This is a genomic window from Microbacterium cremeum, from assembly GCF_015277855.1.
Taxonomy (GTDB): domain Bacteria; phylum Actinomycetota; class Actinomycetes; order Actinomycetales; family Microbacteriaceae; genus Microbacterium; species Microbacterium cremeum.
Window position 1 is genome coordinate 2,679,570 of the sequence record NZ_CP063812.1, and the last position, 12,552, is coordinate 2,692,121.

General features: G+C 71.9%; 11 protein-coding genes. 9 read left to right on the plus strand and 2 right to left on the minus strand.

Going from position 1 to position 12,552, the window contains the following annotated elements:
• Positions 1 to 23: 23 nt before the first annotated feature.
• The 3 genes from IM778_RS12185 (at position 24) to IM778_RS12195 (ending at position 3,003) form a co-directional block, all read left to right on the plus strand.
• Positions 24 to 704: a Maf family protein gene (locus IM778_RS12185; RefSeq protein WP_194409141.1), complete on the plus strand. Its 681-nt coding sequence runs from the start codon at positions 24 to 26 to the stop codon at positions 702 to 704.
• A 75-nt stretch (positions 705 to 779) separates the two neighbouring features.
• A complete protein-coding gene (locus IM778_RS12190) occupies positions 780 to 2,546 on the plus strand; it encodes an acetyl/propionyl/methylcrotonyl-CoA carboxylase subunit alpha (RefSeq protein ID WP_194409142.1) in 1,767 nt (588 codons plus the stop codon).
• 139 nt (positions 2,547 to 2,685) lie between these two features.
• Positions 2,686 to 3,003, plus strand: coding sequence for a hypothetical protein (locus tag IM778_RS12195; protein WP_194409143.1), 318 nt, complete (start codon positions 2,686 to 2,688; stop codon positions 3,001 to 3,003).
• Here the strand turns inward: IM778_RS12195 and IM778_RS12200 are convergent.
• On the minus strand, positions 2,991 to 4,439 hold the full coding sequence (locus IM778_RS12200; RefSeq protein WP_420488831.1) for an NAD(P)H-quinone dehydrogenase: 1,449 nt from the start codon (positions 4,437 to 4,439) through the stop codon (positions 2,991 to 2,993). The two genes, IM778_RS12195 and IM778_RS12200, sit on opposite strands and share 13 nt — an antisense overlap.
• A gap of 146 nt (positions 4,440 to 4,585) precedes the next feature.
• Here IM778_RS12200 and IM778_RS12205 point away from each other — a divergent pair, with 146 nt between their 5' ends.
• From IM778_RS12205 to IM778_RS12220, 4 genes are all read left to right on the plus strand, one after another.
• Positions 4,586 to 5,419: a purine-nucleoside phosphorylase gene (locus IM778_RS12205; protein ID WP_194409145.1), complete on the plus strand. Its 834-nt coding sequence runs from the start codon at positions 4,586 to 4,588 to the stop codon at positions 5,417 to 5,419.
• Positions 5,416 to 7,221 carry a phospho-sugar mutase gene (locus IM778_RS12210; RefSeq protein ID WP_228484527.1) on the plus strand — a complete coding sequence of 602 codons (1,806 nt, stop codon included), beginning with the start codon at positions 5,416 to 5,418 and terminating at the stop codon, positions 7,219 to 7,221. The genes IM778_RS12205 and IM778_RS12210 overlap by 4 nt, the downstream gene beginning before the upstream one ends.
• A 107-nt stretch (positions 7,222 to 7,328) precedes the next feature.
• A complete protein-coding gene (locus IM778_RS12215; RefSeq protein ID WP_194409146.1) occupies positions 7,329 to 8,708 on the plus strand; it encodes an MFS transporter in 1,380 nt (459 codons plus the stop codon).
• A 75-nt stretch (positions 8,709 to 8,783) separates the two neighbouring features.
• On the plus strand, positions 8,784 to 9,368 hold the full coding sequence (locus IM778_RS12220; protein WP_194409147.1) for a GNAT family N-acetyltransferase: 585 nt from the start codon (positions 8,784 to 8,786) through the stop codon (positions 9,366 to 9,368).
• A gap of 427 nt (positions 9,369 to 9,795) precedes the next feature.
• Here IM778_RS12220 and IM778_RS12225 read toward each other — a convergent pair whose 3' ends face one another.
• Positions 9,796 to 11,724 (minus strand): BglG family transcription antiterminator, encoded by a 1,929-nt coding sequence (locus IM778_RS12225; RefSeq protein WP_194409148.1) that lies wholly within the window; start codon positions 11,722 to 11,724, stop codon positions 9,796 to 9,798.
• Positions 11,725 to 11,890: 166 nt separating this feature from the next.
• Between IM778_RS12225 and IM778_RS12230 the strand changes: the two genes are divergently transcribed.
• Together IM778_RS12230 and IM778_RS12235 are read left to right on the plus strand one after the other, a co-directional pair.
• Positions 11,891 to 12,235 (plus strand): PTS sugar transporter subunit IIB, encoded by a 345-nt coding sequence (locus IM778_RS12230; protein ID WP_194409149.1) that lies wholly within the window; start codon positions 11,891 to 11,893, stop codon positions 12,233 to 12,235.
• Positions 12,236 to 12,276: 41 nt separating this feature from the next.
• Positions 12,277 to 12,552 carry an HPr family phosphocarrier protein gene (locus tag IM778_RS12235; protein ID WP_194409150.1) on the plus strand — a complete coding sequence of 92 codons (276 nt, stop codon included), beginning with the start codon at positions 12,277 to 12,279 and terminating at the stop codon, positions 12,550 to 12,552.

Sequence of the window (12,552 nt, forward strand, 5' to 3'; positions counted from 1 at the left end):
ATGCCGCCGCGTACTCTGTCGGCATGCGCGTGTGCCTCGCCTCGACCTCGCCCGCCCGGCTCATGCTGCTGCAGCAGTTCGGCATCCGTCCCCTCACCGTCGCGCCCGACGTCGACGAAGAGGGCGTCGTCTCGGCGGTCGAGGAGGCCGAGGGCCGCCGGCTCCCGCCCGACGAGCACGTCCTGCTGCTGGCGCGCCGCAAGGCGGCCGCCGTCGCGGCGCGACTGGCCGACGACATCCCCGACTTCGACGGCATCGTCATCGGCGGCGACTCGATGTTCGAGATCGGCGGCGAGGTGCTCGGCAAGCCCTACACGACCGAGAACGCCGTGGCGCGGTGGCGGGCGATGCGCGGCCGCACCGGCGTGCTGCATTCGGGTCACGCCGTGGTCCGGCTCGAGCCCGGCGCACCCGCGCGCGAGGTGCACGCGACGGCTGCGGCATCCGTCTCGTTCGTCGACGATGTGACGGATGCCGAGATCGAGGCGTACGTGGCGACCGGCGAACCCCTGCACGTCGCCGGCGCGTTCACCGTCGACAGCCTCGGCGGCGCGTTCATCGAACGGGTCGAGGGTGACCCCTCGACCGTGGTCGGGATGTCGGTGTCGACGCTGCGACGGCTGGTGCGCGATGTCGGCGTGGACTGGACGGCGCTGTGGAACACCACAGACCCGTCGCTCGGCGATACTCCGACGTTGTCGTAGGAGTCCCACGTTTCTCGTCGGTTCTTGTACGAACCGGTCAAAAGCCCGACCAACGCCGTCGGTAGGCTGGCATCCATGCCTCAGATCGCCAAGGTTCTCGTTGCCAACCGCGGCGAGATCGCCGTCCGCGTCATCCGCGCCGCCCGCGACGCCGGCAAGGCGTCGGTCGCCGTCTACGCCGAGCAGGACCGCGACGCCCTGCACGCCCGGCTCGCCGACGAGGCCTACGCGCTCGACGGCGCGACCAGCGCCGACACCTACCTCTCGATCGAGAAGATCCTGTCGGTGGCGCGCCGCTCGGGTGCAGACGCCGTGCACCCCGGCTACGGATTCCTCGCCGAGAACGCCGACTTCGCGCGCGCCGTGATCGGGGCGGGCCTGGTGTGGATCGGCCCCGGTCCGGAGGCGATCGAGGCGCTCGGCGACAAGGTGACCGCCCGCGCGGTCGCCGAGAAGGTCGGTGCGCCGCTGGCTCCCGGCACGCCCGGACCCGTCGCAGGCGCCGACGAGGTCGTCGCGTTCGCCGAGCAGGTGGGCCTGCCCATCGCGATCAAGGCGGCGTACGGCGGCGGCGGACGCGGCCTCAAGGTCGCGCGCACGATGGATGAGGTGCCCGAGCTCTTCGATTCCGCCACGCGCGAGGCGATCACGGCGTTCGGCCGCGGCGAGTGCTTCGTCGAGAAGTACCTCGACAAGCCGCGTCACGTCGAGACGCAGTGCCTCGCGGATGCCGCGGGCAACGTCGTCGTCGTCTCGACGCGCGACTGCTCGCTGCAGCGCCGCCACCAGAAGCTCGTCGAGGAGGCACCGGCGCCGTTCCTCACCGAGGAGCAGAACCGCGTGCTGTACGAGTCGTCGAAGGCGATCCTGCGCGAGGTCGGCTACGTCGGCGCCGGCACGTGCGAGTTCCTCATCGGCGCCGACGGCACGATCTCGTTCCTCGAGGTCAACACGCGCCTGCAGGTCGAGCACCCGGTGTCGGAGGAGATCACCGGGATCGATCTGGTGCGCGAGCAGTTCCGCCTCGCCGAGGGCGAGGAGCTCGGCTACGACGACCCGGTCGCCGACGGCCACTCGATCGAGTTCCGCATCAACGGCGAAGACCCCGGTCGCGGCTTCCTGCCACAGCCCGGCCCGATCCACGTGTTCAAGACGTTCGGCGGCCCCGGCATCCGTCTCGACTCGGGAGTCACCGCGGGCGACACCGTCTCGGGCGCGTTCGACTCGCTGCTCGCGAAGATCATCGTCACCGGCCGCGACCGCGCCGAGGCCCTCGAGCGCGCGCGCCGCGCCCTCGACGAGTTCGAGGTGGCGGGCCTTCCGACCGTGCTGCCCTTCCACCGCAAGGTGGTGCGCGACCCCGCCTTCGCCGCCGAGAACGGCGAGTTCGGCGTGTACACGCGCTGGATCGAGACCGAGTTCGTGAACGACATCGCGCCGTGGGACGGCGAGCTCGACGCGCCGAAGCCCGCCGAGACGCGCCACACCGTCGTCGTCGAGGTCGCCGGCAAGCGCCTCGAGGTGAGCCTTCCGGATCGCGTCGTATCGGCGCCCCGAGCCGTCGGGCGCCCGGCCGCGGTTCCGCCGTCGCGCCGCTCGCACGCCCCGTCGGTCGTGTCGGGCGCTTCGGGCGACGCGGTCAAGTCGCCGATGCAGGCCACCGTCGTCAAGTTCGCCGTCGAGGAGGGCCAGCACGTCGTCAAGGGCGACCTGGTGGTCGTGCTCGAGGCGATGAAGATGGAGCAGCCCATCCAGGCGCACAAGGACGGCGTCATCGGCGGCATCAACGCCGACCCCGGCACGACGGTCTCGGCCGGCCACCAGCTGCTCACCATCACCTGACGCCCGCGGCTCGGCCGCGCTGCGGAAAGACCAGTCCGTCGATCGACACGCCGGGCTGCGGCACGGATCGTCGGCGTGTCGGCGTCACCGACTGGTGTTTCCGCTCCCTGCCGGCGAGCCCTCCTGACAGGATGGCGGGATGGATGCCTCGAACCCGGCGGCACCGGAGGTGTCGGCGCTCGCCATCAACGTCGTGATCCCTCCCGAGCTGCGCTGGACCGACGTGCGCCGGGGCGAGGAGTTCGAGCTGCAGACGCTCACCGTGAGGCTGCTGCCCGACCGGTCGCTCGCGGTGAAGGCCTACGGCCGACCCGTCGCGGGCGGGCGCGGCGCGTACGTGTCGTTCGCGATGCCCGACCGCCCCGAGCTTCGTGCCCTCGTCCAATCGGCGGCGGATCGCGCCGCCGGACTGTGGGCGGCCAACCGCGGCCTCGGAGAGGGCGATCAGCCGCCGTAGACGTTGTGGTCGACAACGTGCATGGCGCGCGCGGCATCGGTGATGCTGCCCGACAGCGACGGGTACACCGCGAACACGCGCGACACCTGGTCCACCGTCAGACGGCGCTCGACCGCGATCGCGATCGGGTACACGAGCTCCGACGCGCGCGGCGCGACGATGACGCCGCCGATGACGGTGCCGCTGCCCTCGCGGGCGATGATCTTGACGAAGCCGTCCTTGACGCCCATCATCTTCGCGCGCGGGTTCGCCGCGAGCGGCAGCTTGTGCACGACGCCGTTGATCAGGCCGTCCTCGATGTCCTTCTCCTGCCAGCCGATCGTCGCGATCTCGGGCGCGGTGAAGATGTTCGAGGTGATGCGGCGCCGCTCGAGCGGGATCACGACATCGCCGAGCGCGTGGAACACCGCGGTGCGCCCCTGCATCGACGCGACCGAGGCGAGCGGCACGAACGTCGTGCAGTCGCCGGCGGCGTAGATGTTGGGCACCGAGGTGCGGGCGACGCGGTTGACCTGGATGTGGCCGGACTCGGTCATCTGCACGCCGGCCTCCTCGAGCCCGATTCCCGACGTGTTGGGGATGGAGCCGACCGCCATGAGGCAGTGGCTGCCCTCGACGGTGCGCCCGTCCGACAGCGTCACGACGACGCCGTCGCCGGTGTTCTCGACCCGGTCGGCGCGCGACTTCGACAGCAGCGTCATGCCGCCGCGCTTGAAGACGCGCTCCAGTACGGCCGCGGCATCCTTGTCCTCCCCGGGAAGCACCTGATCGCGGCTCGACACGAGCGTGACCTTCGCACCGAGGTTCATGTACGCGCCGGCGAACTCGGCGCCGGTGACGCCCGACCCGACCACGATGAGGTGCTCGGGCAGCGCCGTCATGTTGTACAGCTGGGTCCAGGTGAGGATGCGCTCGCCGTCGGGCTTGGCGGTGGGCAGCTCGCGCGGCGACGATCCCGTCGACACCACGAGCGTGTCGGCCTCGATCCGGTCGAAGTCGGTGCCGCCGGGGCCCGTCGACACCACGACCGCGTGATCGCCCTCGAGACGACCATGGCCCGAGATGATGCGGACGCCGGCCTCGACGAGCGAGGCTCGCATGTCGTCGGACTGCTGCCGGGCGAGGGCGAGGAGGCGCTTGTTCACGGCCGTGAGGTTGATCGCGATCTCGGGCTTGAGCGGCTTGCCGTCCTTGCCTTTCGCGAACAGCTGCACGCCGAGGTCTCCGGCGCCGGCGATCGCGACCGCCGCGTCGGCGGTGGCGATGAGCGACTTCGAGGGCACCACGTCGGTGATCACCGCCGCGCCGCCGATCCCCGCGCGTTCCACGACGGTGACCTCTGCTCCCAGCTGCGCGCCGGCCAGTGCCGCCTCGTAGCCTCCGGGTCCGCCTCCGATGATGGCGACGCTCTGCGTGCGCTCGAAGCTGATCGACATGGGCTCCATTCTCCCCTGCCGGATGCCTCGGCCACGACACCCGCGCGGCTCGGGGTCCCCTCCGGCCGAGGCCGGAGGCGTGCGCGACACCCCCGGGCGGACGCGCGCTCTGGCTCTCGCGCCCCCGCGCTCCTAGAGTGATCGGCATGTCAGACACCACCGGCAACCCGCTCGACGACCCCGCAGCCGACCCGTTCGAGGTCGCCGCCGCAGCCGCCGAGGACATCGCACGCATCACCGGCGTCGACCGCCACGACATCGCGCTCACCCTCGGCAGCGGCTGGGGCAAGGCCGCCGAGATCGTGGGCGAGACCACGGCGTCGTTCCCCGCCACCGAGGTCACGGGGTTCAGCGCGCCCGCGCTGGCCGGCCACGTCGGCACCCTGCGCAGCGTCGTGACGCCCAAGGGCCGGCGCGTGCTCGTGATCGGGGCCCGCACCCACTTCTACGAGGGCCACGGCGTGCGGCGCGTGGTCCACAGCGTGCGCACGGCCGCGGCGGCCGGTGCACGCACGATGGTGCTCACCAACGGCGCGGGCGGCATCAAGCACACCTGGCGGCCCGGGCAGCCGGTGCTCATCAGCGACCACATCAACCTCACCGGAGCCTCGCCGCTCGAAGGCGCGACGTTCATCGACCTGACCGACCTGTACTCGATGCGGCTGCGCGATCTGGCGCGCACCATCGATCCGTCCCTCGACGAAGGCGTGTACTGCCAGTTCCGCGGGCCCCAGTACGAGACTCCCGCCGAGGTGCACATGGCCAAGACGATCGGCGGCCACATCGTGGGCATGTCGACCGCCCTCGAGGCCATCGCCGCACGGCAGGCGGGCATGGAGGTGCTGGGCTTCTCGCTCATCACGAACATGGCGGCCGGCATCCAGACCACTCCCCTCAGTCATCAGGAGGTGATCGAGGCGGGCCGCGAGGCCGAGCCGGTCATCTCATCGCTGCTGGCCCGCGTGATCGGGGCGCTGTGAACGCCGAGGCTGTGCTCGCCGCCGCGCGGGCATGGCTCGCGCAGGATCCGGACGGCGAGACCCGCGCCGAGCTGCGCGAGCTGATCGCCGACACCGAGAACGGCGACGAAGCGGCGGCGGCCGATCTCGCCGACCGCTTCGCGACGCGGCTCGCGTTCGGCACGGCGGGCCTGCGCGGTGAGCTCGGCGCCGGCAGCAACCGCATGAACCGCGTCCTCGTCGCGCAGGCGGCGGCCGGCCTCGCCGCCTACGTGCGCGAGCGGGCGGGGATGCCTCCGCTCGCGGCCGAGCCTGCGCCGGCGCCTGCCGGCACCGCGGCCGAGGAGCTGACCGAACCGCCGTCCGCGGAGGCCCTGGAGGCCGAGGGACCCGAGACGCCCGGCATCCTCGACGACGCCCCCGTCGTCGTCATCGGATACGACGGCCGCCGCAACTCCGACGTGTTCGCACGCGACTCGGCCGAGATCTTCGCGGGCGCGGGCCTGCGGGCGATCCTCCTGCCGCGCCTGCTGCCCACCCCGGTGCTCGCGTTCGCCGTGCGCCACCTCGGGGCCGCCGCGGGCGTCATGGTCACCGCGAGCCACAACCCGCCGAACGACAACGGCTACAAGGTGTACCTCGGCGGCGACGACGAGGGCTCGCAGATCGTCTCGCCCGCCGACGCCGAGATCGCCGCGCACATCCAGCAGGTCGCGGATGCCGCCGACATCAGCACCCTGCCCCGCTCGCTCGCCTTCGAGCTCGCGACCGAGGAGGTCGTCGACGCCTACGTCGCCGCGACAGCCGGCGTCGCGCCCGCACCGCCCGCCGCAGCCGGCCTGCGCTGGGTCTACACCGCCATGCACGGCGTGGGGTGGGAGACGCTCGCGCGCATCGTCGAGCAGGCGGGCTACCCCACCCCGGTGCCGGTGCGGGACCAGCTCGACCCCGACGGCACCTTCCCGACGGTCGCGTTCCCGAACCCCGAGGAGCCGGGCGCGATGGACCTCGCGTTCGCGGCGGCGCGCGAGGCCGACGCCGAGCTCGTCATCGCGAACGACCCCGACGCCGACCGGCTCGCCGTCGCTCTGCCCGATGCCGGCGCCGAAGGCGGGTGGCGCCGGCTCACGGGGAACGAGATCGGGCTGCTGCTCGGCTGGCGCGCCGCACAGCGCGCGACCGCCGAGGGTGCGCCCGCCGGCGCCTCGCTCGCATGCTCTCTGGTGTCGTCGCCCGGTCTGCAGGCCGTCGCCGAGCACTTCGGGCTGGACTTCCACGCGACGCTCACCGGCTTCAAGTGGATCTCGCGCGCTCCCGGCATCGTGTACGGCTTCGAAGAGGCGCTCGGGTACCTCGTGAACCCCGAGACCGTGCGCGACAAGGACGGCATCTCGGCGGCCGTCGCGATGCTCGGCCTGGTGACCGAGGCACGCGGTCGCGGCGCGGGTCTGGCCGATCTGCTCCGCGAGTTCGACGACACCTTCGGCGCGTTCGCGAGCGACCAGGTGTCGGTGCGGGTCGACGACGTCTCGCAGATCGCGCAGGTCATGGCGGCGCTGCGGGCGCGGCATCCGGAATCCGTCGGCGATGTCGCCGTCGACCGCATCGACGACCTGCTCGACGGCGTGGACGACCTCCCTCCCGGCGACGTGCTGCGGTTGTGGCTCGCCGACGGATCGCGGGTGATCGTGCGTCCGAGCGGCACCGAGCCCAAGCTGAAGCTCTACCTCGACGTGCGCGGCGAGTCGCGCGACGACGCCACGAGGCGCATCGCCGCCCTCGCCGACGGTGCGAGGGCGCTGCTGGCCGAGTACGGCGGCTGAGCCCGCGGCGCGCTGCGCGTGTCGGACGCCCGTGCTAGAGTCTCGCTCGCGATATATCGCGAAAGCGGAAACGCACGGGGGAACCGGGATCGCAAGAGGAGCAACGGATGGCGCGCGCCGACGAAGAGAACGAGACGGATGCCGCCACCGCCGCCGTCGACGATCCCCCGCACTGGCTGCGCCACGTCGTCCTCTTCCTGAGCGGTCAGACGGTCAGCCTGTTCGGGTCGATGCTCGTGCAGTACGCGGTGTTCTGGTACCTGACCATCACGTACCAGTCGGGGCTCGTGATGACCATGGCGGCCGTCTTCGGCTTCCTCCCACAGGCGGTGGTGTCGATCTTCGGCGGCGTGTGGGCCGATCGCCACAACCGCAAGTACCTGATCATGGGCGCCGACGCGGCGATCGCCCTGTCCACGCTGACGCTCGCGCTCATCATGATCGCCGGCTACAGCGAGGTGTGGCTCATCTTCGCCACGATGGCGGTCCGCTCCGCGGGCGCCGGCATCCAGATGCCTGCGGTCTCGGCCCTCATCCCGCAGATCGCGCCGACCCGCAACCTCATCCGCGTCAACGGCGTCAACGGGTCGATCCAGTCGGCCATGGCGCTGCTGGCCCCCGCCGCCGCGGGCGCGATCTACGCGTGGGCGTCCACCGCGACCGGGGGCACCGCGGCATCCCTCATTCCGATCTTCTTCATCGACGTCGTGACGGCGGTCATCGGCGTCGGCATCCTCGCCCTCATCCCGGTGCGCACGATCCGCCGGGCCGCCGAGGCGCAGACCGGCTACTTCGCCGACCTCGTCGACGGGGTGCGCTACATCGCGCATCACGCGTTCGTGCGGTGGCTGCTCGTGCTGTTCGCGATCATCTTCCTGCTGACGGTCGCCCCGTCGAACCTCACCCCGCTGATGCTGGTGCGCTCGTTCCCGGCCGGCGAGACGCAGGACGTCGTCAACCTCGCCGTGCTCGAGATCGCCTTCAGCATCGGCATGATGTTGGGCGGAATCCTGGTGGCTTCGCTCTTCGCCAAGCGCAGCCGCATCGGCCTGATCGTGGTGTCATCGCTCGTGTTCGGCGCCCTCTCGATCGGCCTGGGTCTCTCACCGAACGTGTGGGTGTTCTTCGGCTTCATGTTCCTCGTCGGACTCGCGGTGCCGTTCTTCTCGACGCCGTCGATGACGCTGCTGCAAGAGACGGTGGAGCCGGAGCGCCAGGGGCGCGTGTTCGGGTTCGTCGGCATCGTGATGGCGGTCGCGATGCCGGTGGGCATGGTCGTGTTCGGCCCCCTCGCCGACGTGGTGCCGATCGAGGCGCTCCTGGTGGCAGCCGGCCTCCTCACCTTCGTCGTGGTCGGCCTCTCGGTGTGGCTGCCGGCCGGTCAGCGCGCCATCGCGGCCGCGCGACGAGCGGCGCAGGTGGCCGAGGCCGATCCCGCCGCGGCAGCCACGGTCGTCGAGGCCGAGATGCACGCGAAGGACTCCTGACCCGAGGCGGGCGTGTCGCCGGTGCCGAGGGCTCGACGATCTGGCAGACGGCGATGTGAGCTCTAGGCTCGAGGGGTGCTGTTGACCCTGCCCGTCACCCTCGAGAACGCCCACGTCCGGCTGGAGCCCCTCACCGCAGACCACGAGGCCGACCTCGCGGTTGCCGCGGATGGCCTCGAGCATGCGTGGTACACCTCGGTGCCGCGCCCGGACCGCGTCGGCGCCGACATCGCGCAGCGCCTCGCGTGGCGCGACGAGGGCCACATGAACCCGTGGGCCGTACGACGCCTCGACACCGGCCGCGTCGTCGGCACGACGACCTACTGCAACATCGATCAGCCCAACCGGCACGTCGAGATCGGACACACCTGGCTCGGCGTCGAGGCGCAGCGCACGGCGGTCAACACCGCCGCGAAGCTCCTGCTGCTCGGACACGCCTTCGAGGCGTGCGACGCGATCGCGGTGGAGTTCCGCACGCACTGGCACAACCGCCAGTCCCGCGCCGCGATCGCCCGGCTCGGCGCCAAGCAGGACGGCGTGCTGCGCAACCACCGCCTCGGCCCCGACGGCACGCTGCGCGACACCGTGGTCTTCTCGATCCTCCCCCACGAGTGGCCCGCGGTGAAGCTCGGCCTCGAGGAGCGCCTGGCCCGCGGTTGACCGCGGCCCCCGGCATCCGTCGTCGTCCTTCCCCGCCGCCTGCGGTTCGGGGAGGCCTCACGCCGCCGGGCCGCCACGGTTCAAGTAGCACAACACGCGGAACCGACACCGCCACCCCGCGTGTCGCGCCACCCGAAGATGCCACACGCCCGGGCGGCCGCGGCTGACCGCTGCCCCCGGCACCCGTCGTCGTCTTCCCCGCCGCGGCTCAAGTGGCACAACACGCGGAATCGACACCGCCACCCCGCGTGTCCCGCCACCCGAAGAAGCCACACCCCCGGGCCGCCGCCGTTCGCGTGGCACAACACGCGGAATCGACGCGGTCACCCCGCGTGTCGCGCCACCCGAAGGGCCCGCGTGGCGCGCCACACGAGGGCGCCACGCGAACGCGCCACGCGAAGACGCCGCGCGCGGAGGATGCCGCGGGTCAGCCGTCGATGACGGCGACGAGCTCGTCGAGGAAGGCCGTGAAGGAGGTCGCGCGGCGCACGATGCGCTGCACGCTGTCGCGCTCGGAGAAGACCTCGACGAACTGCTCGAACACGGTCTGGAACGCCTCGCGGTCGGACTCCGAGAAGGCCACGAGCGCCACCACCTGCACGCGACCGTCGCCCCACGGGATCGACGGGTCGGCGATGCCGATGGCGATGGCGGTGCGGGATGCCGTCATCCCGAGCGCGTGCGGAACCGCGAGCGCGTCGGTGAACGCGGTCGACGACAGCTGCTCGCGCTGGATCGTGCGTTCGACGTAGTCCCCGTCGATCACCCCGGCCGCGATGAGCGGTTCGCCGAGGAGGCGGATGACGCCGTCCTCGCCGAGCCCGGACTCGAGACCGCGCACGAACGCGGCCGGCTCGAAGTACCGCTCGAGCTCGCCGCGGAGCCGCGCCAGCCGGCGCGAGCGGCGCACCCGGCCCGCGGCCGCCTGGACGCGCTCGACATCCGCGTCGGTGAGGAACGGCTGGATGCGGACGATGCGGTCCCCCGGCACGGCCGGGTCGATCGTGGTGAGCACGAGATCCGTGTCGATCGTGTCCCAGTCGGGGTCGACGCGCGTCTCGACGCCGACGACCTCGATCGCCTGGCCGAGCGAGCGGTCGACCGACGAGCGCAGCAGCTCGTGCAGCTCGTAGTAGCCGGGGCACACGATCGTCGCGGTGAGCAGCTGGTCGGCGCGCCTGCTGCGCTCGAGCCGGCCTCCGACGTGCATCGCGATATAGGCGATCTCGTCGTCGAGCAGCGGGATGTCGAGGCGCTCATGGAGGCCGTTGGCGATGAACACCGCGACTTCGAAGATCATCGGGTACGTCGACTTCAGCGACCGGGTGAGCGGATTGCGCGACCACGCCCGCTCACGCGCCCGCAGCCGCAGGTTCTGCACGTGGAGGGCGAGCCGCAGAATGAAGTCCTCGTGCACGATGTCGACGAGGAACTCCGCCGCGGCGCGCTGCACGATGTCGCGCACCGCCTGCTCGACCTCGGGCTCGAGCTGCGCGCGCGTGTGCTCGTGAGTGTCGCCGGGCGCCCCTCCCGGCGCGACGACGCGCGTGAGCACGAGCGTCGCGAGGTGCTGCAGGTCGCCGCTGCCCAGCCGCACCCCGAGATGGCGCTCGGCGAGCTCGCCGATGATGGCGGCGACCTCGGCCTGCTCGGGCCGCGAGTCGGCGTCCGAGCCCGCCAGCGGGCGATCGCGCGAGACGCGGTCGGCGGCGATCGCGATGTGCATCACGACGTCGCCGATGCCGAACTCGTTGACGAACCAGCCCAGCTCGCCGAGCCGCGCCACCAGGTCGGTCTTGAACGGCCCGAACGCCTGCGCACCGACCGACCCCTCGCCGAGCGTGCGCCGGAGAGCGGCGAGGTCGAAGGATCCGGCATCCATCTCGTCATGCGCCAGGCGGCTCAGCAGCCGGCGCTGCGCCGCTTCAGTGCCTCGCAGCCGCGCCTGCGAGGCCGAGCGCTCGAGTGTCAGCTCGGTGCCCCCGAGCAAGCCGCGCACGCGGGCGAGGTCGGCGTCCAGGGTCGCGGGTGACACATGCAGCCGGTCGGCCGTCTCGAAAACGTCGATCCCGTCGGAGCTGTCGAGCAGCGAACGCACCAGCGTGTGCAGGCGGTCGCGCGGGGTGCCCGCCTCGCCCGCCGCGCGCAGGGCGGCCGCGGCATCGGGTCCTGCCCGGTAGCCATGAGGCCCCGACTCCACCGCGACGCCCGGTGCCACGCGGGTGTTGACCGCCGTCACGTACGAACGGATGCTGCGGGGCGTCACGCCGAGCGCGTCGGCGAGGGCGGATGCCGTCACCCAGTCCGCGTCGCGCACGAGCAGGCCGAGCAGGCGGTCCTGTCGAGCTCGGGTCACATGCCCAGTCAACCACGGGGGCGCGCACGCACGCCCGAGGCGTTTCGACTCGGAGAGGCCGGCTCGATCGGCGGGTGCGGCGCGGCGGTTTCCGCCCCCGCGGAAGAAGGACTGGTTGTCCCCTCTCAGCGTTCTCACAAGAATGAGGTCACGAGGAGGCGGGTCGATGAGGATCCTGGTGGTCTGCGGAGCGGGTGCCTCGAGCACCTTCGTCGCACAGCGCGTGCGCCACGCCGCACACGACCGGGGCCTCGCCTACACCGCCTTCGCCGGCACCGAGCAGTCGCTCCCGATCGATCTCGATGCCGCCGACGTCGTACTCGTCGGTCCGCACCTCGCGCATGCGCTGGAGCGCATCGAGCGGGATGCCGCCGCACGGGGCACGACGGTGGTGCTGCTGCCGTCCGACATCTTCCGGGATCTCGACGGCACGCGCACGCTCGACCTGGTGCATGCCGCGGTCGGAGGCCCCGGGGGGCCGCCTCCGGCCGCGGACGCCCCACCCGAATGACACGAAACCAGACCCGCCAGCCACGACAGAGAGGTCACGACATGCCACCCATCTCACGCACGGTCCGCATCGGCTCGTCCCACGGACTCCACGCACGCCCCGCGAAGATGTTCGCCCAGGCGGCGAAGGATGCCGGCATCCCGGTGACCATCGCGAAGGACTCCGGCAGCCCGGTCAACGCCGCGAGCATCCTGGGCGTGATCGCACTCGGCGTCGAGCAGGGCGACTACGTCACCCTCACTGCGGACGGCGACGGCGCGGAAGCGACGCTCGACCGGCTCGCAGAGCTGCTGACCACCGACCACGACGCGCAGTGA